Source organism: Nocardia sp. NPDC058666 (genome assembly GCF_042714895.1).
Classification (GTDB): domain Bacteria; phylum Actinomycetota; class Actinomycetes; order Mycobacteriales; family Mycobacteriaceae; genus Nocardia.
Genome location: NZ_JBHXRY010000004.1, coordinates 154,849 through 178,000, shown reverse-complemented (window position 1 = coordinate 178,000; position 23,152 = coordinate 154,849). Strand labels below are relative to the sequence as shown.

Genomic DNA, 23,152 nt, shown 5'->3' with positions numbered 1-23,152 from the left:
GCTACCAGCCGGCGACAGCCCCGTCGCCGCGAACCAACAGATTCGCCAAACTGCGCAGCAACGGCAGACCCGTCTTGATCTCCAAGTACGCGAACTGCCCCTGCGGGTTCACCTCGAGGAAGTAGTACTCCCCGTCGGTGCCCAGGCGCAGGTCGACCACGCCGAAACTGAGCCCCAGCGCGCCCATCAGGGTGGCCAGGGACTTGCTGACCGAAGCAGGCAGCCGATCGCGCGCGAAGGCCACCGAGGTGTCCAGCCGCGAATCGATCCGGCCGACGCCGGACTGCGAGTCGATGCGCACACTCCACTCCACACCGTCCACCCACACCACCCGCAGATCGCAGCTGGCTTCCACATAATCCTGGAACGTGGTGGGCGTGGAACGGATCGACTCGAGCCTGCTCAGCTCGGGTCGGGTGATGATCCTGGTCTCGGAGAACTCGCCGCGTCCGGTGCCGGTGCGCTTGTAAACCACAGGGCCGCACCGGGATTCGACGAAACTGCGCGCCTCGTCCGGGTCGTTGGTGATCAGCGTTTCCGGGATGGTGAAACCGGCCCGCTGCGCGGTCTCCAACTGCACGATCTTGCGCGTGGCGGTGCGTTCGGCGGCGGGATCGTTGACCCAGTACGCCGGGATCGACCAGAGCATCCCCTGGAGGAACCCATCGCACTCGGCCTGACGGAACTCGTCGTCGGCCGCGCGCACCCCGTGCGGCACCTGGCACGGGTGCGGCCTGCGCCACCACACCGCGCGCACGTCGTCCAGGCCCTGGATATGCGACATCGCCCGGTTCGTTCCGGCCTTGTCCAGCCGGAAACTGCCTGTCTCGGAAGGGAAGTCGCGCAGGTCAAGACGGATCGGATCGAACCCGTGATGTTCTCGCAGGGTGGCTGCCAGCGCATCGGCGTGCAGGTCGTCGGCTTCGGAGACGATGAGCACGGCGTCGGAAGCGCCTTCCATGACAGGTGCGCCCGCTTCAGTCGAGGCTGTCGCAGTTGATGCCGTCGCGGAAGGTGAAGGTCGCTCCGGTGACGCCACCTCGCTGCGCGATCCGCAGCTTGGTCGCCCAGCTGCGGGTGGCCTGGGCCAACTGTTCGTCGCCCAGTGCCTCCGACGGGGCCGGGGCCAGGGTGATCGGCCGGTCGACCAGTTCCACGCGCATCCGGCGGGTGAAGTCGGCGGTGGCGCCGGGACGAATATCCACGTGCACCTGCCGTTCGCCCGCGTGCGCGCGATCTTCGGTGAGCCGCACGACATCACTGCGGTCGAAAGTCCAGGTGCCACCGTCCACGCGCACCGAGATGTCGTGATCGGACTCGGCCACCAGCAGTCCGCGCAAGGCGGGGCCCCGATCTCGGGACGACGCGGTTACGGGGAGGTGGATGGCGTCGGTCATGGGCACTGTCTCCGATCTTCTCGTCTGCTCGCGATTTGCCAGAACCCCAAAAGGTGCTTCGGATCATAGCCCGAACGTCTGGCTGTCCGAGCGGGTTCGACAGATTTGCGCGGTGCCCGGCGAACCGCCGAGCGGCGCGTGATCGCCTAGAGGGGGCAGAATTTCGGACAACTCGGGTGCTGGAAGTGCCGCCACCTCGGCAATCACGTAGCAAACAAAGACGACAACGGCGCGGCGGGTATCCCCGAGCTGTGTCGGGAGATTCCCACCGCGCCGCGCGTGGTGTCTCGAGTCTTACAGGCCGAGCAGTTCGGGCCGCTCGGCGAGATTGCGGAAGTGGTCGGACGGGTCCGCGACCAACCGACGCGTGGTCAGGTCCATCGCGCCCGCCACCACGGTGATCTCCGCGGCGACGGTACCGTCGAGCTTGATGATCTGGTGCTGGAATCGGAAGACCTTCTCGCCTTCGGTCCACTCGAACGCGCACGTCACGGTGATCTCGTCACCGGCGCGCAGCTCACGCTTGTATTTGATGGTGGACTCGAGCACCACCGCGCCCACCCCGCTGGCGATGAACTTGTCCAGCGGAATGCCCGCCGCGCTCAACAGCTCCCAGCGCGCGTGCTCGGCGTACTGGTGGTAGACGGCGTGATTGAGGTGGCCCTGGGTGTCGAGCTCGTAGCCCCGGACGAGGACAGGTACGGAGAACGTCATACGGTGTATAACAGGCTGGTCAGGGGATTTTGTTCCCAATTCGAGTGCAATCTGCGCCACAGTATGGCCTGATGCGTATCAGCTGCGATGCGCGTTACGTTCGGCCCACCAAGCAGGCGCGTCGACGAAGTGATTGTCGAATTCCTCTTGGGCAGCGACGAATTCGTCATGCGAGCCCTCGCCGCGAATGAGCCGATCCAACAGCCGGAAGTACTCGAACCGCTGCACGCCCGGCATCAGTGCGATCAGAATTCGCGCGCCACTGTCCGGAGTCGCGCCGAAAGCGTGCGGCATCTGCCGCGGGACCACCAGCGACCCACCCGCGCCGACGGTCAGAATCCGATCACCGGCCAAAACCTGCAGCTCGCCGTCAGCGACGAAGAACAGCTCGTCGGACTGGGTATGAAAATGCGGCGCGGCCCCATCGGCCCCCTGCGTCATGGTGACTTCCAGCGTGCTCACGGCACCCCCGCTGGCATCCGCATCGGTGAGCAACCGCATCCGCACGTTCTCCGTGCCCAGCGTCTCGGCATCCTCGGGCAGGCAGAGGGCGATCTCGCGTGCGTTCGTCATCACGATTCCGTTCGTCGGTTGATAATTCGCTACCGAACTATATCTTGACGAATAGAATCCTGTCCATGGATGAACGCGAACCGGATGCCGTCGATGCGATCACCGCGCAATGGCAGCGCGAGCGACCCGATCTGGACCTCGAGGCGATGGCGGTCTTCGGCAGGCTCGGCAGACTCATGAACCTCGCCATGACGCAGATCGAAAGCGTGTTCACCGCACGAGGTTTGCAGCGCGGCGAGTTCGATGTGCTTGCGGCACTGCGCCGTTCGGGTTCACCTTTCGAACTCAACCCGTCGGTGCTCGCCGACACCCTGATGCTGTCGCGCGCGGGAATGACCGGCCGCATCGACCGACTCGAAGCGGCCGGCCTGGTCCGCCGCATCGCCGATCGCGCCGATCGCCGCGCCGTGCGAGTCGCGCTCACCGAGGAAGGTCGCGCACTCATCGACGAGCTGGTCGTGGCCCACACCGAGAACGAGACGGCGATGCTGTCGGCCCTGAAACCTGCCGACCGCGCGGCCTTGGACCGAATCGCCCGAACCCTGCTCGACGGTTGGTCGCACTGACCCCTAGAGGGGGAAGGCGGACTTCTGCCTGGCTGTGGCGAGGTCGGTGCCGAGGTCGTGCATCAGCTTGTGCACGGTACCGGTGGGGTGTTCGAGTGCGGCCAGGAACAGGTGGACGGCTCGGTAGTCCGGCTCGCCATCGGCGGTCGCGGCTCGAGGATCGGCTCGGGCGATGTCGACGGCTGCGCTGAAGACCAGCGTCGTCTGAGTGTGTGGCCGAATACGTGGTTCTTCGGCACTCCACGGTGGGGAGCGGTCGGCGCGCCAGATCCCGCTCACGAACTCGGCCGCGTGATCAGGGTCGATTCCCGTACGGCGCACCAGGTCTCGAAGTTCATCCAATTCGTCGGCGAGCGCGAGCCTTTGGGTATCGAAACATCCGGCGGCAGGCGCGGACATCGCGTCTTCGCGGCAGGCTTGCAGCAGTGCGAACATCAGGACATCCGTGGACCAGATGCGGCAGCCCAAGTCGCGGGCGGCTTGCCGGGTGAGCTGGAGGACGAATTGCCTACCGACGGACATGATCTCGACGTTAGCGCAGGCTGGGGACGTTCAGGCTTCTTTGCGGCGCACCGAGGCTTCCACCAGATCCAGTACGGCGGAAAGGTTTTCGTTGGTGTGGCCCGAGGCTATGCGGGCGATGAGGCCGTCCAGAACGAGGTCCAGGTAGCCGAGCAGGACGTCGGTGGGGACGTCGTCGCGTAGGGCGCCTGCTGCTTTGCGGCGTTCCAGGCGGGCCAGGGTGGCGGCGGTGAGTTCGGCGGAGCGCTGGGTCCAGTTCGCGCGGAATTCCGGGTCGGTGCGGACTCGGCGGGCGATTTCCAGGCGGGTGCCCAGCCAGTTGAATTCCTCTGGGCGGGCGAGCATGTCGCGCATCACCTGCACCAGGCCCTGGTTGGCGGCGACGTCGGCCATGCGTTCGGCGTCGTCTTTGGCCAGGGCGAAGAACAGGGCGTCCTTGTCGCGGAAGTGGTGGAAGATCGCGCCGCGCGACAGGCCGATGGCTTCCTCGAGGCGGCGCACGGTGGCGCCGTCGTAGCCGTATTCGGCGAAGCAGCGTCGTGCACCGTCGAGGATCTGGCTTCGGCGTGCGGCGAGGTGGTCGTCGCTGACCTTGGGCATGATTCCTCCAACTAGCGGATACACGGACCCCCGCCCCGGCGAACCGAGACGGGGGCTGTCGCATTATTCAATGGGCAAGCCGATGCCCTTGCGGCGCAACACTTTACGGTGTCACGCCACCGGTCCTGCAATTAGCCGCGGATCATGTTCCGGAGCACGTACTGCAGGATGCCGCCGTTGCGGTAGTAGTCGGCCTCACCGGGGGTGTCGATGCGGACGACCGCGTCGAACTCGGTGACCTTGCCGTCTTCCGCGGTGGCGGTGACCTTGACGGTCTTCGGCGTGACACCCTCGTTCAGCGCGGTGATGCCCGCGATGTCGAAGGTCTCGGTGCCGGTCAGGCCCAGCGACGCGGCGGACTCGCCGGCCGGGAACTGCAGCGGCACAACGCCCATGCCGATGAGGTTGGAGCGGTGGATGCGCTCGAACGACTCGGTGATCACGGCCTTCACGCCCAGCAGGCTGGTGCCCTTGGCGGCCCAGTCACGCGAGGAGCCCGAACCGTATTCCTTGCCACCGAGCACGACCAGCGGGATGCCGGCGGCCTGGTAGTTCTGCGAGGCGTCGTAGATGAACGCCTGCGGGCCGCCTTCGACGGTGAAGTCGCGGGTGTAACCACCCGAGACGTCGTCCAGCAGCTGGTTGCGCAGCCGGATGTTGGCGAAGGTGCCACGGATCATGACCTCGTGGTTACCGCGACGCGAGCCCAGCGAGTTGTAGTCCTTGCGGGCCACACCGTTGGCGTCGAGGTACTGCGCGGCCGGGGTGCCCGGCTTGATCGGGCCGGCGGGGGAGATGTGGTCGGTGGTGACCGAGTCGCCCAGCAGGGCCAGCACGCGCGCGCCGGTGATGTCGGTGACGGGGGAGGGATCCATCGACATGCCGTCGAAGTACGGCGCCTTGCGCACGTAGGTGGACTTCTCGTCCCACTCGAAGGTGTCACCCTCGGGAGTGGACAGGCCCTGCCAACGCTTGTCGCCATCGAAGATGGTGGCGTAGGAGTTGCGGAACATGTCCTGGCTGATCGAGGACTTGATGGTGTCGTCGATCTCCTGCGCGGACGGCCAGATGTCCTTCAGGAAGACGTCGTTGCCCTCGGAGTCCTGACCCAGCGCGTCGGTCTCGAAGTCGAAGTCCATCGTGCCCGCCAGGGCGTACGCGATGACCAGCGGCGGCGAGGCCAGGTAGTTCATCTTCACGTCGGGGGAGATGCGACCCTCGAAGTTGCGGTTACCCGAGAGAACGGCGGTGACCGACAGGTCGTTGTCGTTGATCGCGGCCGAGGTGGCCTCGGGCAGCGGGCCGGTGTTACCGATACACGTGGTGCAGCCGTAACCACCGACGAAGAAGCCCAGCTTCTCCAGGTAGGGCCACAGGCCGGCCTTCTCGTAGTAGTCGGTGACGACCTGCGAACCCGGTGCCATGTTGGTCTTCACCCACGGCTTGGTCGCCAGACCCTTTTCGACCGCGTTGCGGGCGAGCAGGGCCGCGCCGAGCATGACCGACGGGTTGGAGGTGTTGGTGCAGGAGGTGATACCCGCGACCACGACGGCACCGTGATCGAGCACGAAGGTGCTGCCGTCTTCGGCGACGACCTCGACCGGCTTGGACGGACGACCGGCGGCACCCTTGGCGGCCGAGTGGGCAGGCACGTAGGTGTCATCGGCGGCGGAGGCCGACACGGCGGTGGAATCCGACGCCGGGAACGACTCCTCCACGCCCTCGTCGAGCATGGTGAATTCACCCTCGCCGACGTAGGACAGGATGTCGGAGCGGAACGCGCTCTTGGACTCGCTGAGCAGGATGCGGTCCTGGGGACGCTTCGGGCCTGCGATCGACGGAACGACGGTGCTCAGGTCCAGCTCGAGGTACTCCGAGTAGACCGGCTCGCGCTCGGGGTCGTGCCACATGCCCTGTTCCTTGGCGTACGCCTCGACGAGCGCGAGCTGCTCGTCGCTGCGGCCGGTCAGGCGCAGGTAGTTGATGGTTTCGCCGTCGATCGGGAAAATCGCCGCGGTGGAACCGAACTCGGGGCTCATGTTGCCCAGGGTCGCGCGGTTGGCCAGCGGAACCTCGGAGACGCCCTTGCCGTAGAACTCGACGAACTTGCCGACCACGCCGTGCTTGCGCAGCTGCTCGGTGACCGTCAGCACCACGTCGGTGGCGGTCACGCCGGGCTTGATCTCACCGGTCAGCTTGAAGCCGACCACGCGCGGGATCAGCATGGAGACCGGCTGGCCCAGCATCGCGGCCTCGGCCTCGATGCCACCAACGCCCCAGCCCAGCACGCCCAGGCCGTTGACCATGGTGGTGTGCGAGTCGGTGCCGACGCAGGTGTCGGGGTAGGCCTGGCCGTTGCGGACCATGACCGTGGGGGCCAGGTACTCGATGTTGACCTGGTGGACGATGCCCATGCCCGGGGGGACGACCTTGAAGTCGTCGAAGGCGCCCTGGCCCCAGCGCAGGAACTGGTAACGCTCGCCGTTGCGCTCGTACTCGAGCTCGACGTTGCGCTCCAGCGCGTCGGCGCGGCCGAACACGTCCAGGATCACCGAGTGGTCGATGACCATGTCGGCGGGCGACAGCGGGTTGACCTTGCTCGGATCGCCACCGAGGACGGTGACGGCCTCACGCATGGTGGCCAGGTCGACGATGCAGGGCACGCCGGTGAAGTCCTGCATGATCACGCGCGCGGGGGTGAACTGGATCTCGACGCTCGGCTGTGCCGAGGGGTCCCAGTTCGCGATCTCGCGGATGTGGTCGGCGGTGATGTTGGCGCCGTCCTCGGTGCGCAGCAGGTTCTCTGCCAGCACCTTCAGGGCGTAGGGCAGCTTCTCGGTGCCGGGAACAGCCGAGAGACGGAAGATCTCGTAGGAGTTGCTTCCGACCTCGAGCGTGCCCTTGGCGCCGAAGGTATCAATCTTCGTCACGTCAGCTCCACTCATGTGAGGGTGTGCCACCGGCGGGGCTGTGCCGGCGGCTCGCGTCTTCGCGTAGGGGGTATTCGGCGCCGTGAGATGCCGGATTCCTCGCCGTACGAGCCTAACAGTACGCTTGTCCTATGAAAACCGCGGGGGCGGTTGGGTGTGCCGTGCGGACGTAGTCGAACTCGATGTCGCGTACTGTGCCTGTCGAGCGAAGTCGGGGAAGACGCAAGCACGCTCACCCTGCAGTGTTGGATGCCCGTCGCGACGCAGGCGATCGTGGCTCGACAGACCGGATGGAAGATGACCACTTTTGCGCCGATGGCGGCCGAACTGCCGCCCAACACCGTGCTGAGCAGCGTCGCGTCCGACCTCGCCGACAATCACGTCGCCGCCCCCAAGGGGCAGGATCAGGAGAAACTGGCCGCGATCGTCGCGCAGGCGCGATCGGAGGGGATCCCGCTCAGCGTGGTCATCGTTCCCGGTAATCCCGGCCACGATTCGAGCCTACGTGACCTGGCCACCGAGGTCGGCGAGAACACCCACGGCACCGTCGCGGTGTTCAGCGACGACTGGCTTGGCACCTACAGCGACAGCATCAGCCGGGTTCGCCTGGAGTGGGCCGAGGACGCGGCCAAGTACAAGGGCAACCATCCCGAACAGGCCGTGCAGGCGTTCGTGGATCGGCTCGAGCAGCCCGAGGGTATGTCCTGGGGCGTCATCACCGCAGCCCTGTTGGCGGTGATGGCGTTGACGATCGCCGGGCTGTATCTGGTGAAGGTTCGCCGCGGCCCCGACGCACCGGCAGCTCCCCCCGCACCGCGCGCGGATGTGGGTTCGGTCAACTAACTGGTTTCACTCCAGTCACATTTCCAGGCCACCGGTCTGTTCCATGCGGTAGAAAACTGTGCCGCGTAAGGCAAATTCTGAGCAATCGATGAATTGATGCCCCGTACCACTGTGGCGGATGTTTCCTTTGGGAAATATGTGTCGTACGGTTGCTGGTGATCGCGATCGTGAAAGCAGTGGTACAGGGGGCATTGGTCGACTCTTGTGGTCGATGTTTCGACTGATGCGCCAGTGGCGGATGTCTAGTCGAGCTACTCGGAGGTGCCGTGCGCGGTGCGGGCAGGCAAGACGAACCAGGTCTCTTACGAATAGCGATCGGTTTGCTGGCGGTGCTGGTTGTTCTCGGCGCCGCGGGACCGGTCGCGGCGGTACCACCTCCGCCACCGAATCCGTCCGACGGTGAGATCGCCGGGGCGACCGAGCAGGTCGACACGCGGGTCAGCGAGATCGGCGTGCTGATCAATCGCGTCGCCGCCGCCGACCAACAGTTGCGCGCACTCGACGACCAACTCGCGGGCAAACGCGAAGCGGTCAACCAGGCACTGGTCGATCTGCAAACCGCACGTGACGCCGCCGACGCGGCAGCGGCCGCGGTCGCCGACACCCAGACCCTGCTGGTCGACGCGGGCGCGAAAGTCGGTGTGGCACGCCAGGATTTCGATCAGGTCGCCACCCAGGCCTACGTGCGTCCGGTCAACAGTTCGGTCGTCACCTACCTCGCCTCCTCGACCCCTGATGCTGCGATGGACCGCGCGCAGGTGCTGGGCATGGTGTCGAAGAACCAGCGCCAGGTCCTGGACGGTCTGCGTCGGGCCCAGGTCGATCAGGCCAACCAGAACGCCGCCGCCCGCCAGGCCAAGACCGACGCCGACGCGGCCGCGGCGGGCGCGGAGAGCAAACGCGACGCCGCCCAAGCCGCGGTCAACATCGCCAAAGCCGAATTCGACACCCAGGCCGTCGCCCGCGACACCCTGCGTCAGGACCGCAACGCCGCCCAGACCGCCCTCGACGCCGCACGCACCGCGGTGGCCGGTCTGCAGAGCCAACGCGAGATCTTCCTGACGTGGGACGACCAACGCGAAGCCGAAGTGATGGCCCTGCTGGCCGCGGCCAACGCCGCCGCCTCCCGCGCCGCCGCCGACCAGGCCGCCCGGGCCCGCGCCGCCGAACTCAACGAGGGCAACCGCCCCCACACCGACCTCGAATCCGGCCCCGCTTCCCCCCGCCGCGCCAAACCCCGCCCGTCCCACCCCCAGGTCACCGGTTCGGCCGCGATCGAAACCGTGGTCGACCGCGCGATGTCGCAACTGGGCGTGACCTACGCCTGGGGCGGCGGCGACGAAGACGGCCCCACCCTGGGCATCCGCGACGGCGGCCCCGGCGACGCCCACGGCGACTTCAACAAAGTGGGCTTCGACTGTTCTGGGCTCATGTTGTTCGCCTTCGCGGGCATCGGAGTCTCCCTGCCCCACTACAGCGGCTACCAATACAACGCGGGCACCCGAGTCGACGTCGACGACCGCGAACGCGGCGACATGCTGTTCTGGGGCCCCGGCGGCAGCGAGCACGTGGCGATGTATCTGGGCAACGGAACCATGATCGAAGCCCCGCAATCCGGCGATTTCGTACGGATTTCCCCGGTCCGCGAAGACGGCATCATGCCGTACGCGGTCCGCATCATCACCGATTGATTTACCTATCGCCGCTGGTAGGGACCGAATCTGTGCAGTGCGTGCCACAATCGAGCGCGGTGGTGGCGGCGGTCACCGATATGACGAATCCCCGTCTAGTACTGGCCGGTTGCGGCGCGTTGTGGGATTCAATGGAATAGTTGGTGCCGCACGCACAGGACCAAAGCGAAAGCGGGGATGTTGGTGACTTCGACGGAAGGTGTGAGCGGGCCGAAGCTGGCGAAAGACGCCGGTACGGCTGCGCCGAGCACCCTGGAGCGTGACGTCCAGACTCTCGAGAAGGCGATCTACGAGGTCAAGCGGGTTATCGTCGGTCAGGATCGGCTCGTCGAGCGGTTGCTCGTGGGCGTTCTGGCACGCGGACACGTGTTGCTCGAAGGTGTGCCGGGCGTCGCGAAGACTCTTGCGGTGGAAACCTTCGCCAAGGTTGTCGGCGGCTCGTTCTCCCGGGTGCAGTTCACCCCGGACCTCGTGCCCACCGACCTGATCGGTACCCGCATCTATCGGCAGGGTCGCGAGGAATTCGACACCGAGCTCGGCCCGGTGGTGGCGAACTTCGTGCTCGCCGACGAGATCAACCGCGCACCGGCCAAGGTGCAGTCGGCGCTGCTCGAGGTGATGGCCGAACGCAAGCTGTCCATCGGCGGCAAGACGTACCCGATGCCGGAGCCGTTCCTGGTCATGGCGACCCAGAACCCGATCGAGAGCGAAGGCGTCTACCCGCTGCCCGAGGCGCAGCGCGACCGCTTCCTGTTCAAGGTGCTCGTGGACTACCCCTCGGTCGAGGAAGAGCGCGAGATCATCTACCGGATGGGTGTCAGCGCGCCCGAGCCGAAGCAGATTCTGGACCCCGAAGACGTGATCCGCCTGCAGAAGGTGGCCGCCAATGTCTTCGTGCACCACGCACTGGTGGACTACGTGGTCCGCGTGATCAGCGCGACCCGCACGCCCGCCGAATTCGGTATGGACGATGTGGCCAGCTGGATCTCCTACGGTGCGTCCCCGCGCGCGAGCCTGGGCATCATCGCCGCCGCCCGCGCGGTCGCGCTGATCCGTGGGCGCGATTACGTGGTGCCGCAGGACGTGGTCGAGGTGATCCCGGACGTGCTGCGTCACCGCCTGGTGTTGTCGTATGACGCACTGGCGGACGAGGTTTCGCCCGAACACGTGATCAAGCGGGTGCTGCAGACCGTGGGTCTGCCGCAGGTCGCCCCGCAGGCCGTCACCGGTTCGGCTGCCCCGCAACCGGTTCCGCAGCCGCCCGCCCCGCAGCAACCTGTGCCGCAGCCGGTGAACGGGCAGCAGTCCCAGCCCGCCGGCCACGTCGCACCCCGGTGAGTGTGCCGGAACCCGTTGTCCGCGTGCCCATGTCGTCTCACGCTCCGCCGTCGTTCCGTGCCGGTGAACTGACCGACCCGAAGCTGGCCGCCGCGCTGAAAACCCTCGAGTTGACCGTGCGGCGGCGCCTGGACGGCGTGCTGCACGGTGACCACCAGGGTCTGATCCCCGGTCCGGGTTCGGAACCGGGGGAGGCGCGGCTGTACCAGCCGGGCGACGATGTGCGACAGATGGATTGGTCGGTCACCGCCCGCACCACCCACCCGCACGTGCGGCAGATGATCGCCGACCGTGAGCTGGAGACCTGGCTCGTGGTCGACCTGTCGTCGAGTCTGGACTTCGGCACCGGCCGCGTGCACAAGCGCGATCTCGCGATCGCGGCCGCCGCGGCCATCACCCACCTGACCTCCGGTGGCGGCAACCGGATCGGCGCTGTCGTGGCGACCGGTCAGGACCTGGTGCGCATCCCGGCGCGCAGCGGACGGCTGCACGCGCAGACCATGCTGCGCGGCATCGCGACCACCCCGCACGCCCGCGACGGTGTGCGCGGCGATCTCAAAGCCGGAATCGAATCGCTGCGCCGTCCGCAACGTAAACGCGGTCTGGCCGTAGTGATCAGCGATTTCCTCGGCGACGTGGACTGGCAGCGGTCGCTGCGCGCGATCTCCGCCCGCCACGACATCCTCGCGGTGGAGGTCCTTGACCCCCTCGACATCGCCCTGCCCGACGGCGGCGACGTGGTGCTGCACGATCCCGAATCGGGCCGCACCCGCGAATTCAGCGTCACCCCCCAGCTGCGCGCCGATTTCGCCGCCGCGGCCGGAGCCCAGCGCGCGCAGGTGGCTCAGGCGCTGCGCAGCTGTGGCGCACCGGTGATGACCTTGCAGACTGATCGGGACTGGATCGCCGACGTGGTCCGGTTCGTGTCCACCCGGCGCCACAGCCTCGGCGCCCCGAGCGGGCGGGTGCCTCGCCAGTGAGTATTTCGCATTTCACCGCTGTTGCCTGGCTGGGATTCCTCGCGGTCGTCGCCCTGCTCGTGCTCGGCTACGTGCTGGTGCAGCGGGCCCGCCACAAGCGGATGCTGCAGTTCGGCAACATGGCGATTCTGGAACGGGTCGCCCCGTCGCGACCGAGCCCGATGCGCCATGCGCCGATCGCGTTGATCCTGGTCGGCCTGGTGTTGCTGACCATCGCGGCCGCGGGCCCGACCGCCGTGCAGAAGGTGCCGCGCAATCGCGCGACTGTTGTTCTGGTGATGGATGTTTCGCTGTCGATGGAAGCCACCGACGTCGAGCCCGACCGACTGCAGGTCGCGCAGAAAGCCGGTAAGGAGTTCGTCGAAGGGCTGACTCCGGGCATCAACCTCGGTTTCGTCACGTTCGCGGGCACCGCCTCGGTGATGGTGTCGCCCACGACCAACCGTGAAGCGGTCAAGCACTCCATCGACAACATCAAACTGGCCGAGCGCACCGCCACCGGCGAGGGCATCCTCACCGCCCTGCAGTCGATCGACACCCTGGCCGCGGTGCTCGGTGGCGCGGAAACGCCGCCGCCCGCGCGGGTGGTGTTGATGTCGGACGGCAAGCAGACCGTGCCCGACGACAAGGACGTCGACAACCCACGGCACGGTTTCACCGCCGCGCGCCTGGCCAAGAACAAGGGCATCCCGGTGTCCACGATCTCCTTCGGCACCGAATGGGGCACCGTGGAGATCCCCGATTCCGACGGCAAGGGTTCGCAGCGGGTGAAGGTGCCCGTGGACAACGACTCGTTGCGCGAGATCGCCGAACTGTCGGGCGGCGACTTCTACACCGCGTCGTCGCTGGCCGAACTCACCGCGGTCTACGACACCCTCGAGGAACAGATCGGCTACGAAACCACCCGCGGCGACGCGAGCAGGCCCTGGCTGTTGGCCGGCATGTTGGCCATCGCGGCCGGTGTCGTGGTCAGTTTGCTCTATCGCCAACGACTGCCCTAGCCTCCCACCGCCCGCGTTGTGAGCTGTCGCAACGGCGCGACCCTGACGCAGGGCGCATGAATCAGAACAGATAGGTTGGACCCTATGTCGAACGTCACATCCCGGTCGGTGCTGGTCACCGGCGGTAATCGCGGTATCGGTCTCGCTGTCGCGCAGCGCCTGCTGGCCGACGGCCACAAGGTCGCCGTCACCCACCGTGGATCGGGGGTGCCTGAAGGTCTGTTCGGTGTGAAATGCGATGTCACCGACAGCGATTCGGTCGATCGCGCGTTCACCGAGGTGGAAGAACACCAGGGTCCGGTGGAGGTGCTGGTCGCCAATGCCGGCATCACCGATGACACGCTGCTGATGCGCATGACCGAGGATCAGTTCGAGCGCGTCATCGACGCCAACCTCACCGGTGCGTTCCGCTGCGCCAAGCGCGCCAACCGCGCCATGCTGCGCGCCCGCTGGGGCCGGATGATCTTCCTGGGTTCGGTTGTCGGCCTTGGCGGTGGCCCCGGTCAGATCAACTACGCCTCCTCCAAGGCGGGCGTGATCGGCATGGCTCGCTCGATCACCCGCGAGCTGGGTTCGCGCTCGATCACCGCCAACGTGGTCGCGCCCGGTTTCATCGAGACCGACATGACCGCGGAACTGCCCGAGGACATGAAGGACATGGCGAAGAAGTTCATCCCGCTGGGCCGTCTGGGCCAGGCCGAGGAGGTCGCCGCCGTGATCAGCTTCCTGGCTTCCGAGGATTCCCGCTACGTCACCGGCGCGGTCATCCCGGTCGACGGCGGCATGGGCATGGGTCACTGATCCACCCCCTTCACAACCACACACTGATTTCAGGAGAACCGAAAACTCATGGGCGGACTGCTCGAAGGTAAGACCATCCTGGTCACCGGCATCATCACCGACTCGTCGATCGCGTTCCACGCGGCCGCGATCGCGCAGGAGCAGGGCGCGAGGGTGATCATCACCGGTATCCCCGACCGCCTGCGCCTGATCGACCGCATCGCCAAGCGCCTCCCGCAGGAAGTGCCCCCGGCCATCGGCCTGGACGTGACCAACGAAGAGGACCTGGCCGCGCTCACCGAGAAGCTGCGCGAACTGGCCCCCGAGGGCATCGACGGTGCGCTGCACTCGATCGCGTTCGCGCCGCGTTCGATCATGGGCCCCGGCTCGCTGCCGTTCCTCGAGGGCCCCGGCCCCGATGTCGCCAAGTCGTTCGAGATCTCGGCGTGGAGCTACGCCTCCCTGGCCCGCGCGGTGCTTCCCGTGATGAACGAGGGCGGCTCGCTGGTCGGCATGGACTTCGATCCGCGCGTGGCCATGCCGTACTACAACTGGATGGGCGTGTCCAAGGCCGCGCTGGAATCGGTGAACCGGTACGTGGCGCGAGAAGTGGGCGCCGCCAAGAAGATTCGCTCGAACCTGATCGCCGCGGGCCCGATCAAGACCCTGGCGGCCAAGGCCATCGCGGGCACCGCCACCGACGACGCCAAGCAGCTGGTGCAGCTGGACCAGTACTGGGACGGCGCGTCGCCGATCGGCTGGGACGGCAACGACCCGCGCGCGGTCGGCAAGTCGATCGTGGCCCTGCTGTCGGATTGGCTGCCCGCCACCACCGGCTCGATCATCTACGTCGACGGCGGCGCCAGCCACAACATGTGGTTCCCGGAGAACATGTCCCTGAGCTGATGCCCGACGCACTGCTGCTGCTGTCTTTCGGCGGCCCCGAAGGCCCCGAGGACGTGATCCCCTTCCTGGAGAACGTCACTCGGGGCCGCGGGGTACCCCCGCAACGGCTGGCCGAGGTCGCGCAGCACTACCTGCATTTCGGTGGGGTCTCACCGATCAACGCGCTGAATCAGCGGATCATCGCCGCGCTCGAGGCCGATCTGGCCGATGCGGGGCTGGATCTGCCGGTGTACTTCGGCAATCGCAACTGGCATCCCATGGTCGAGGACACTGTCGCGCGGATGACCGCGGACGGTGTGCGTTCGGCCCTGGTGTTTCCCACCTCCGCGTGGGGTGGTTACTCCGGCTGCCGCCAGTACGACGAGGACATCTCGCGGGCTCGCGCGGCCGTGGGTGACGGTGCGCCCGAACTGGTGAAACTGCGCCAGTATTTCGATCACCCGCTGTTGATCGAGTCGTTCGCCGACGCGATCACCACTGCGGTGCAACAGATTCCGGCCGATCGTCGCGCCGGTGTGCGCCTGGTATTCACAGCGCATTCGATTCCGGTGGCTGCCGATATCGCCGCGGGACCGCCTGCCGATGGCGGACGTCTCTACAGTCGTCAGGTTGCCGAAGCTGCCCGATTGTGTGCGGCGGCAACAGGTTTCGCCGACTACGACGTGGTGTGGCAGTCGCGGTCGGGCCCGCCGCAGGTGCCGTGGCTGGAACCCGACATCCTCGACCACCTGGATGCATTGCACGGCAAGGGAATCGACGCCGTGGTGGTGTGCCCGGTCGGCTTCGTATCCGATCACCTCGAAGTGATCTGGGATCTGGACAACGAGGCCAGCGCACGCGCCGCCGAACTCGGCATGGCCTTCGCGCGCGCGGGAACCCCCGGCACCGACCCGCGGTTCTCGCGGATGATCGTGGAGCTGATCGGTGAACGCGTGAGCGGCGCACCGGTGCGTGAACTCGGAGAAGTCCCCGGTTACGGGTGCACCGTCGACGGCGCCCTGTGCGCGCCGGGCTGCTGCGAACTGCCCCAGCGCCCCGCTGCGCGCTGAACACAACCGGGTAACCATTTGTCGGTAGTGCCCGGTTCCGGGAGTAGCCTTTGCTCAGTTGCGCTCGACTGATCGGAGGACTTCCGATGGTTTCGATCTCGCCGCGTCGCACGACCGGGCTGGCCCTGGTCTTGTCCGCAGCCGCGCTCGGCCTGACCGGGTGTGGCAAGGAAGGCTTCCAAACCGAGCCGGTCCCGGCACCCCCGACCACGATCTCGGTGGTCGCGGCGGACAGGTTGTGCGGGATTTTCGACGCGCAGAAGGGGACCTGGAAGGCGTTGGGCCCGCAGGTCGCGCAGGTGGCGTTCACCGGCGTTATGAAGCTGTGGACCATCGATGACACGGTCGCGGGTGCCGCTGTCGCCTACAACCGCCGCATCGTGGATACGGCCACGATGCGTGCCTGCCCTCGGGTGCGCAGCGCCGTCTTGAAAGCGCTAGAAGTTCCCGATCTGCGGGCGGCACTCGGCGGATTCTGAAGCGGAACTTCGTAACGACGCACGGCGCTTCGCCTGCGCGCTATCGGTTGCGGCGGGCGGCGGCAACGCGCTTCGCCTACGCGTTTTCGGTCGCGGCGAGTGTCGGACCTGTCTTCGCCCTGCTATCCGTCGCGGCGGGTGGCGGCGTGGACGGCGACGAGGCGGGCTTCGCGGATCGTGTTCCACAGCGGGCGTAGCAGCGATTCGTGTGCGCCGATCGCGGTGGCCGAAGTGGGTGAGGACGCCGGTTCGTGCTGGGCGACGGTGAGAATCGCGGCCACATGGTCGGCGGTGTCGAGAATTCGCTTGGCGCGCAACGGAATCGAATCGGGGTAGGCGTGGCGCGAGTAGGCTGCCAGTTGCGCCTCGATCTGTTCGCGCGGGTCGTCGTCGCCGTTGCCGATCGAGGTGGTGTGCAGTTGCATCAGCGCGTCGGCGGCATCGCGCACCGATTCGCGCATGGTGTACTCGGCCTCGCCCAGCGACATGTCGTGCCCCGCGATACGCGGCAGATCCACCCCGTACACCGTCCACTGCAGGGTGTCGTCGTCGTCCCACTGCGGGATGAGCCCGGTGCCGGGCTCGCCGGGAACGCCCAGCAGGATGCCCTCCTCGGCGTCGATCGCGTCGGCGGCGAACGCGGTACCCACCGGCAGCCCCCGCACGTCACCGGGCGCCGGCAGCACCAGTCGCAACTGCGCGCCCGCCGGGGCCATCGCCTCCCGGATCACCTTCAGCAGCGGCATCGCGCCGGTGCCCGCGTCGCCGCGTGAGGTCCACGGCAGATCGGTGCGACCGCCGGTGACCGGGTCGCCCGCCGCGATGGTGTGCCGCGGTGCCCAGGCGTGCAGTGCCTCCAGCACGTCGTCGGGCGCGCTGGTACCGGCCAGCCAGGAGCCGGCCCACAGCGTCAGCGTCGCACTGGGAGAGCACATAATCATCGAGCATAAAGGTTCGCCGGGGTTCGCGTGTGCGCACTGAGGTCGCGAATAGGCCTGCCTGACCTGGTATGCGGTTACTGCGGCTCGGTCACGAAGTCGATGAGCCGTTCCACCGCGCCGATGAGCGGGGCCTCCAGATCGCGGAACGAGCCGACCGCGTTGTAGACCCGCCGCCACCCCTGCTGCGGGGTTCCCCAGCCCAGACGTTCGCAGATGCCGGTCTTCCAATCCTCGCCGCGCGGCACGGTCGGCCAGGCGTCGATGCCCAGCGCCGCGGGGCGTACCGCCTGCCAGACGTCGATGTACGGGTGCCCGGTCACCAGCACGTGCGGGCCGAGTCCGGTGGTCAGCTGCGACTCCTTGGAGCCGGTGACCAGGTGGTCCACCAGCACGCCCACGCGCGCACCGGGACCGGGCTCGAACTCCACGAACCGGGCACCGAGATTGTCCAGCCCTTCCAGATGTTCCACGACCACGCCCTCCACCCGCAGGTCGTGCCCCCACACCCGCTCGACCAGCGCCGCGTCGTGCACACCCTCCACCCAGATCCGGCTGGTTCTAGCCACCCGCGCGCGCAGACCCTCCACGCGCGTGGACCCCGACGCGGAGCGGGTCGGTGGCTTGGGCGCGGTCGCGGTGGGCCGGATCAGCGTGACCGGTTTACCGTCGATCAGGAATGCCGCTTCGCGCATCGCGAACAGGCGAACCACCCCGCGTCCGTCCTCGAGTTTCACGAACTCACCGTCGTAGCTGCGGTCGAAACCGACTACGGCACCGCAGAATCCGCTGACCGCGTCCTCGGCGACCAGGTCGCGCACCGCGATCACCGTCGGCACCGGCGTCTTCTTGGTGCGATCGTGTCCGGAATAGATGTCCCCGTAGCTGTCTCGTGCACTCACGCCCCTGAAACTACCGCGCACGGCACCCGATGCGTCGCACCGTGATGCCGGTGGGTCTGTTGCGTTGGGGGCGTTCGTACTTCGCGGTGACCCGGTGCGCCCGAGATCGAATTCCGGGTGCCTCGAGGAGCCCCGCGAACGGCTGATCACGGCTAGGCTGGCGAGGTGGCCGCAATAATCTGGCTGATCGCGGGCATCGCTCTCGCGGCGGCGGAAATGCTCACCGGGGATCTCGTGCTGCTCATGCTCGGCGTGGCCGCATTGGGCACCGCGGGTGTCAGCGCCGCCACCGAACTGCCGGTGTGGGGCGATGCGTTGGTGTTCGCGGCGATGGCCGGTGTGCTGTTTCTCGGCGTGCGTCCGGTGCTGCGCCGCAAGTTCGGTACCCCGCCGCCCACGCTCACCAATGCCGATGCGCTGCAAGGGAAGTCGGCGCTGGTGCTGGATTCGGTGTCGGAGCATTCGGGGCAGGTCAAGCTCGGTGGTGAAGTGTGGACCGCGCGTCCGCTGGACGCGACAGAAGTGTACGAAGCCGGTGTGACCGTTTATGTGATGAAGATCGACGGCGCTACCGCCGTGGTCTGGAAGGGTCCCTAGAAACCATGGACATCGTTGCCTTGATCGTGGCCGCCGTCCTCGTCCTGTTGGTCGTGGTGGTGGTGTTCAAATCGATCGCGCTCGTCCCGCAGGCCGAGGCGGCGGTGATCGAACGGCTCGGACGGTATTCGCGCACCGTGTCGGGTCAGCTGACCTTCCTGGTCCCGTTCGCTGATCGCGTGCGCGCGAAGGTGGATCTGCGCGAACGGGTGGTGTCGTTCCCGCCGCAGCCGGTGATCACCCAGGACAATCTCACCCTGCAGATCGACTCGGTGGTGTATTTCCAGGTCACCAGCCCGCAGGCCGCGGTCTACGAGATCAGCAACTACATCGCCGCGGTCGAACAGCTCACCGTCACCACCCTGCGCAATGTCGTGGGTGGCATGACGCTGGAAGAGACGCTGACGTCGCGCGATCAGATCAACAACCAGCTGCGTGGTGTGCTCGACGAGGCCACTGGCCGCTGGGGTCTGCGCGTGGCCCGCGTGGAGCTCAAGTCCATCGATCCGCCGCCGTCGATCCAGGAATCGATGGAGAAGCAGATGAAGGCCGATCGCGAGAAGCGCGCGACGATCCTCACCGCCGAAGGCAACCGCGAAGCGCAGATCAAGACCGCCGAGGGCGCCAAGCAGGCGGCGATCCTGACCGCCGAGGGTGGCAAGCAGTCCGCGATCCTGTCCGCCGAAGGTGAACGCCAGAGCCGCATCCTGCGCGCCCAGGGTGAACGCGCTGCCTCGTACCTGCAGGCGCAGGGTCAGGCGAAGGCCATCGAGAAGGTTTTCGCGGCCATCAAGAACGGCAAGCCGACGCCGGAGCTGCTTGCGTACCAATACATGCAGACGCTGCCGTTGGTGGCCAAGGGTGATGCCAACAAGGTGTGGCTGGTGCCGAGCGATTTCGGCAAGGCACTGGAAGGTTTCGCCCAGAACTTCGCGTCCAAGGGCGAGGACGGCGTGTTCCGCTACGAGGCGTCCACCGACGAAGCGCCGGTGCAGATCGCCGACGATTCCGACGTCGAAGACTGGTTCGAAACCGCTTCCGACCCCAAGATCGCCGAAGCGGTCCGCGCCGCCGAAGCCACCGCCCGCACCCCCGTCGAAGGTTTCGACACCCCCATCCCCCGCCCGAAAACCTCAGTGGCCAAGGGCAATCCGGAACTGCCCACCCCGCCGACGAACTTGGACGCGGAGCAATCCCCGCCACCGCCGCGCCCGAACGATCCGTATGGTCGCCCCTGGCAGCCGCCGCAACACGGCTGATCCACGCACCGAGCAGAACCGGCCCTGACGCACATAGTGCGTCAGGGCCGGTTCTGTCAGGAGCGGAAACCGCCGCCTTCGATACCGATCGCGATCATCGTGAATGGGGTGGCGAGAAGGACGAACACGATCGCCATCGTGACGACGAACGGGCGGATGGCCTGGAGTCGGTAGGCCAGACGTAGGCCGACGAGCACGAGTACGTACGTGAGAATCCATGTCGCCCAAAATCGGATGGGTTCGGTGTCGGAACCGGCTACCCCCAGTGCGTCGTGCACGGCGATCACGATGTGCAGGTAGCCGATCAGGGCCGTGAACGCTCCCGTCAGCGCGCCGAACACCATCTGGGTCAAAGCCAGCAATACCGCCCCGGCGCCACGCTTTTCGTCCGCGGGTGCCGCCCCCTGTACCTCGGTCATGTCGGAAGCGTACTGCCAGGAGTGCCGGGCTTCGCCGAGGTGGCGGTGTGGTCAGTGGGGGAGGGGAAGCAGTTCTACCAGGGATCCGCGGCCGGTGCCCGGGGGGAGGATGGCCAGTGCTTGGCAGCCGATGAGGCCGGCCAGGTGGGGGGTGTGGGCGGGGCCGGTGCTGCGCCAGACGCCGCCGGGGTGTTGTTGGACGCCGACCAGGCGGGTGGCTTCGCCTTCCATGACGCCCGCGTCGGACAGGCGACCCCACATGGTGGGGCCGGGGGTGCGCAGGGTGAGGGCGTCGACGATGGCGGGGCCTACTGCCAGCAGGGCGGCTACGGCGGCGAAGGGGTTGCCGGGCAGGCCGAGTAGGACGCGGCCGTCGGGGAGTTGGGCAACCAGGGTGGAACCGCCGGGGCGAATCGCTATGCGTTCGATGATGATTCGGGCGCCGAGGTCCGACAGCAGGGTGCGTAGGTGGTCGGCGGCGCCGCGGCCGGTGGCGCCGACCATGACGACCAGGTCGGCGTGGGATTTCAGGGTGAGCCAGGAGCGCAGCAGGTCACGGCTGTCGGCGAGGTGCCACAGTCCGGTGCTCTCGATGTCGCAGCAGCGCAAGAACTCTGGGAGAACGGGGCCCAGCGAGTCGCGGGTTTCGCCGGCGGACAGGGGGCCGACGGCGCGGATTTCGTCGCCGGTCATCACCACGTCGGCGCGCAGAGGTCCACGCACGGTGACGGTTTCGGCTTCCGCGCTCAGCGCGGCCGAGGCCAGAGCGGCTGAGACACGTGCGCCCGCACGGGCCAATTCTGTTCCGGTGGTCCAGTGTTCGCCTTGGCGGCGGGTGTCGTCGCGCACCGGTGCGCCGGGTGCGCGCATCACCACCGGTTTGCCGGACACGGTGGTCATCGCGACGTGTTCGTCGCGCAGGGTCGCGGTGGTGCCGAGGGGTGTGGCGGCGCCGGTCGCGATGCGCACCGCCTCACCGGGCGCCAGCACCACCGAGCAGTTGCGTCCGGCGTAGCTGACCTGGTGGTGCAGCCGCCACCACGGTCCGGGGCCCGCGACCGCGTAGCCATCCATGGCGGCGGTGTCCACGCGCGGCAGCGGAGTGCCCGCGGCCAGCGCGACGGCCAGGGTGGCCCCGACCGCCTCGGCCACGGGTCGCTCGCGCACCGCGATCGGTTCGAGGTCCGCGGCGATCTTCGCGCGCACCCGTTCCAATCCGCATTGCACCGCCGGAACTACGCCCACCCGTGCGCTCGTCACCACGTCTGCCCTTTCCGACCACCCGTCACCGACACTGCGACCTATCGTGCGCACCACCGATTGCCTGCGATTTTCTCAGCAGTTGCCTCGCGATGACGTTGTGCTCACGGTTGCGCGGGTCGGGCGGTGCGTAGTTCCGTGGCTGGCCACCAGCGCGCGCCCGTTCGCCGCACCGATGGCACCGACAGTGCACTGCGACACCTCAGTGGGCCGTCGGCGAGTGGCGGGGCCCGCCTCGCCCGGTCTTGCGCACCCGCGAACTCAGCGTCACGCCTGGGTCAGTGCACCGTGAACTCAGCGTCACGCCTGGGTCAGTGCACCCGCGAACTCAGCGTCACGCTTGGGTCAGTGCACCTGCGAGTTCGGCTGCGCGGTCGGCGATGGCTGTGCCCAGGTCGGCGGTGGTCGCGGTGCCGCCCAGGTCTGGTGTGCGGATCGTGCCCGCCGCGAGGACGTCGCAGACCGCACGGTCGACCGCGGCGGCCGCGTCGTGCTCGCCCAGGTGGGACAGCAGCATGGCGCCCGCGAGGATCTGGGCGACCGGGTTGGCGATGCCCAAGCCCGCGATATCGGGTGCGCTGCCGTGGACCGCTTCGAACATCGAGGGCGCGTCGTTGGCGGGGTTGATGTTGCCCGAGGGGGCCAGGCCGAGTCCGCCGGTGACGGCTGCGGCGAGGTCGGAGAGGATGTCGCCGAACAGGTTCGAGCCCACGATCACGTCGAGGCGGTCGGGGTGCAGCACGATTTCGGCGGCGAGGGCGTCGACGTGCATCTGCCGTGTCTGCACCGACGGGTATTCGGCGGCGATGCGTTCGAACACGCTGTCCCAGTAGGGCATCGAATGAATGAGCCCGTTGGACTTGGTCGCCGAGCACAGTTTGCCGTCGCGTTCGGTGGCGCGGTCGAAGGCGTAGCGGATGATCCGTTCGCAGCCGGTGCGCGTGAACACCGACTCCTGGAGCACGAATTCGTCGGGGCGGCCCGGGTTATGAATGCCGCCGATGTCGGAGTACTCACCCTCGGAGTTCTCGCGCACGATGAGAATGTCGAGGTCCTCGGCCGTGCGATCACGCAGCGCGGATTCCGTGCCGGGCAGCAACCGCACCGGCCGCAGATTCACATACTGGTTGAACGCCCGCCGCAGCGGAATCAGCAAGCCCCACAGGGAAATATGGTCGGGAACACCGGGAAATCCGACCGCGCCCAACAGGATCGCATCGAAGTCCGCGAGCTGTTCGGGCCCGTCGGTCGGCATCATCGCGCCGGTGCGCAGATAGTTCTCGCACGACCAGTCGAACTCGGTCCAGCTGATTCCCGGCAGCACCCGGTCGAGCACTTTCACCGCCTCGACGGTCACGTCGACGCCGATCCCGTCGCCCGGAATGGTCGCGATCCGGTATGTGCGCAC

General features: G+C 67.3%; 24 protein-coding genes. 12 read left to right on the top strand and 12 right to left on the bottom strand.

Going from position 1 to position 23,152, the window contains the following annotated elements; translation table 11 throughout:
• Nucleotide 1: 1 nt before the first annotated feature.
• The 4 genes from ACFWVD_RS12470 to ACFWVD_RS12455 all read right to left on the bottom strand — a co-directional run bounded on the left by ACFWVD_RS12470 (nt 2) and on the right by ACFWVD_RS12455 (nt 2,612).
• The gene (locus tag ACFWVD_RS12470) at nt 2-961 is read right to left on the bottom strand and encodes a hypothetical protein (protein WP_379242144.1); all 960 of its coding nucleotides are present in this window, start codon (nt 959-961) and stop codon (nt 2-4) included.
• 16 nt (nt 962-977) lie between these two features.
• Complete coding sequence (locus tag ACFWVD_RS12465; protein ID WP_379242143.1) at nt 978-1,397, bottom strand: hypothetical protein; 420 nt, start codon at nt 1,395-1,397, stop codon at nt 978-980.
• 294 nt (nt 1,398-1,691) lie between these two features.
• On the bottom strand, nt 1,692-2,111 hold the full coding sequence (locus ACFWVD_RS12460; protein WP_379242142.1) for an acyl-CoA thioesterase: 420 nt from the start codon (nt 2,109-2,111) through the stop codon (nt 1,692-1,694).
• A 78-nt stretch (nt 2,112-2,189) separates the two neighbouring features.
• Complete coding sequence (locus ACFWVD_RS12455; protein ID WP_379242478.1) at nt 2,190-2,612, bottom strand: cupin domain-containing protein; 423 nt, start codon at nt 2,610-2,612, stop codon at nt 2,190-2,192.
• A gap of 137 nt (nt 2,613-2,749) precedes the next feature.
• On the opposite strand from ACFWVD_RS12455, the gene ACFWVD_RS12450 reads away from it, so the two are divergent.
• Nucleotides 2,750-3,250 carry a MarR family winged helix-turn-helix transcriptional regulator gene (locus tag ACFWVD_RS12450; RefSeq protein WP_379242141.1) on the top strand — a complete coding sequence of 167 codons (501 nt, stop codon included), beginning with the start codon at nt 2,750-2,752 and terminating at the stop codon, nt 3,248-3,250.
• A gap of 3 nt (nt 3,251-3,253) precedes the next feature.
• Here the strand turns inward: ACFWVD_RS12450 and ACFWVD_RS12445 are convergent, their stop codons facing one another.
• From ACFWVD_RS12445 to acnA, 3 genes are all read right to left on the bottom strand, one after another.
• On the bottom strand, nt 3,254-3,772 hold the full coding sequence (locus ACFWVD_RS12445) for a Clp protease N-terminal domain-containing protein (RefSeq protein ID WP_379242140.1): 519 nt from the start codon (nt 3,770-3,772) through the stop codon (nt 3,254-3,256).
• Between the two features lie 30 nt (nt 3,773-3,802).
• A complete protein-coding gene (locus ACFWVD_RS12440; protein ID WP_379242139.1) occupies nt 3,803-4,372 on the bottom strand; it encodes a TetR/AcrR family transcriptional regulator in 570 nt (189 codons plus the stop codon).
• 131 nt (nt 4,373-4,503) lie between these two features.
• Complete coding sequence (acnA, locus tag ACFWVD_RS12435) at nt 4,504-7,317, bottom strand: aconitate hydratase AcnA (RefSeq protein ID WP_379242138.1); 2,814 nt, start codon at nt 7,315-7,317, stop codon at nt 4,504-4,506.
• A 282-nt stretch (nt 7,318-7,599) separates the two neighbouring features.
• Here acnA and ACFWVD_RS12430 point away from each other — a divergent pair, with 282 nt between their 5' ends.
• The 9 genes from ACFWVD_RS12430 (at nt 7,600) to ACFWVD_RS12390 (ending at nt 16,369) form a co-directional block, all read left to right on the top strand.
• Nucleotides 7,600-8,145: a DUF6676 family protein gene (locus ACFWVD_RS12430; protein ID WP_379242137.1), complete on the top strand. Its 546-nt coding sequence runs from the start codon at nt 7,600-7,602 to the stop codon at nt 8,143-8,145.
• Between the two features lie 329 nt (nt 8,146-8,474).
• The gene (locus ACFWVD_RS12425; protein WP_379242136.1) at nt 8,475-9,836 is read left to right on the top strand and encodes an NlpC/P60 family protein; all 1,362 of its coding nucleotides are present in this window, start codon (nt 8,475-8,477) and stop codon (nt 9,834-9,836) included.
• Nucleotides 9,837-10,013: 177 nt separating this feature from the next.
• The gene (locus ACFWVD_RS12420; protein WP_379242135.1) at nt 10,014-11,174 is read left to right on the top strand and encodes an AAA family ATPase; all 1,161 of its coding nucleotides are present in this window, start codon (nt 10,014-10,016) and stop codon (nt 11,172-11,174) included.
• 29 nt (nt 11,175-11,203) lie between these two features.
• Nucleotides 11,204-12,154, top strand: coding sequence for a DUF58 domain-containing protein (locus ACFWVD_RS12415; RefSeq protein WP_379242134.1), 951 nt, complete (start codon nt 11,204-11,206; stop codon nt 12,152-12,154).
• Nucleotides 12,151-13,155, top strand: coding sequence for a VWA domain-containing protein (locus ACFWVD_RS12410; protein WP_379242133.1), 1,005 nt, complete (start codon nt 12,151-12,153; stop codon nt 13,153-13,155). The genes ACFWVD_RS12415 and ACFWVD_RS12410 overlap by 4 nt, the downstream gene beginning before the upstream one ends.
• Before the next feature lie 84 nt (nt 13,156-13,239).
• Nucleotides 13,240-13,956, top strand: a complete 717-nt coding sequence (gene fabG1 / locus ACFWVD_RS12405; RefSeq protein ID WP_379242132.1) for a 3-oxoacyl-ACP reductase FabG1 — start codon at nt 13,240-13,242, stop codon at nt 13,954-13,956.
• A 48-nt stretch (nt 13,957-14,004) separates the two neighbouring features.
• Nucleotides 14,005-14,841 (top strand): NADH-dependent enoyl-ACP reductase InhA, encoded by an 837-nt coding sequence (gene inhA, locus ACFWVD_RS12400; RefSeq protein WP_379242131.1) that lies wholly within the window; start codon nt 14,005-14,007, stop codon nt 14,839-14,841.
• A complete protein-coding gene (locus ACFWVD_RS12395) occupies nt 14,841-15,890 on the top strand; it encodes a ferrochelatase (RefSeq protein ID WP_379242130.1) in 1,050 nt (349 codons plus the stop codon). The genes inhA and ACFWVD_RS12395 overlap by 1 nt, the downstream gene beginning before the upstream one ends.
• Nucleotides 15,891-15,976: 86 nt before the next feature.
• Nucleotides 15,977-16,369, top strand: coding sequence for a hypothetical protein (locus ACFWVD_RS12390; RefSeq protein WP_379242129.1), 393 nt, complete (start codon nt 15,977-15,979; stop codon nt 16,367-16,369).
• 122 nt (nt 16,370-16,491) lie between these two features.
• On the opposite strand, the gene ACFWVD_RS12385 is transcribed toward ACFWVD_RS12390, so the two are convergent.
• Together ACFWVD_RS12385 and ACFWVD_RS12380 are read right to left on the bottom strand one after the other, a co-directional pair.
• Nucleotides 16,492-17,304 (bottom strand): hypothetical protein, encoded by an 813-nt coding sequence (locus tag ACFWVD_RS12385; RefSeq protein ID WP_379242128.1) that lies wholly within the window; start codon nt 17,302-17,304, stop codon nt 16,492-16,494.
• 80 nt (nt 17,305-17,384) lie between these two features.
• Entirely contained in the window at nt 17,385-18,209 is an 825-nt protein-coding gene (locus tag ACFWVD_RS12380) for a DUF3097 domain-containing protein (protein WP_379242127.1), read from the bottom strand.
• A gap of 165 nt (nt 18,210-18,374) precedes the next feature.
• Here ACFWVD_RS12380 and ACFWVD_RS12375 point away from each other — a divergent pair, with 165 nt between their 5' ends.
• Both ACFWVD_RS12375 and ACFWVD_RS12370 read left to right on the top strand, forming a co-directional pair.
• Nucleotides 18,375-18,806 carry an NfeD family protein gene (locus tag ACFWVD_RS12375; RefSeq protein ID WP_379242126.1) on the top strand — a complete coding sequence of 144 codons (432 nt, stop codon included), beginning with the start codon at nt 18,375-18,377 and terminating at the stop codon, nt 18,804-18,806.
• 11 nt (nt 18,807-18,817) lie between these two features.
• Nucleotides 18,818-20,065, top strand: coding sequence for an SPFH domain-containing protein (locus tag ACFWVD_RS12370; RefSeq protein WP_379242476.1), 1,248 nt, complete (start codon nt 18,818-18,820; stop codon nt 20,063-20,065).
• A gap of 56 nt (nt 20,066-20,121) precedes the next feature.
• Here the strand turns inward: ACFWVD_RS12370 and ACFWVD_RS12365 are convergent, their stop codons facing one another.
• The 3 genes from ACFWVD_RS12365 to ACFWVD_RS12355 form a co-directional block, all read right to left on the bottom strand.
• Nucleotides 20,122-20,484: a hypothetical protein gene (locus ACFWVD_RS12365; protein WP_379242125.1), complete on the bottom strand. Its 363-nt coding sequence runs from the start codon at nt 20,482-20,484 to the stop codon at nt 20,122-20,124.
• A 51-nt stretch (nt 20,485-20,535) separates the two neighbouring features.
• Nucleotides 20,536-21,744: a molybdopterin-binding protein gene (locus ACFWVD_RS12360; protein ID WP_379242124.1), complete on the bottom strand. Its 1,209-nt coding sequence runs from the start codon at nt 21,742-21,744 to the stop codon at nt 20,536-20,538.
• A 334-nt stretch (nt 21,745-22,078) separates the two neighbouring features.
• On the bottom strand, nt 22,079-23,152 hold the full coding sequence (locus ACFWVD_RS12355) for a tartrate dehydrogenase (RefSeq protein ID WP_379242123.1): 1,074 nt from the start codon (nt 23,150-23,152) through the stop codon (nt 22,079-22,081).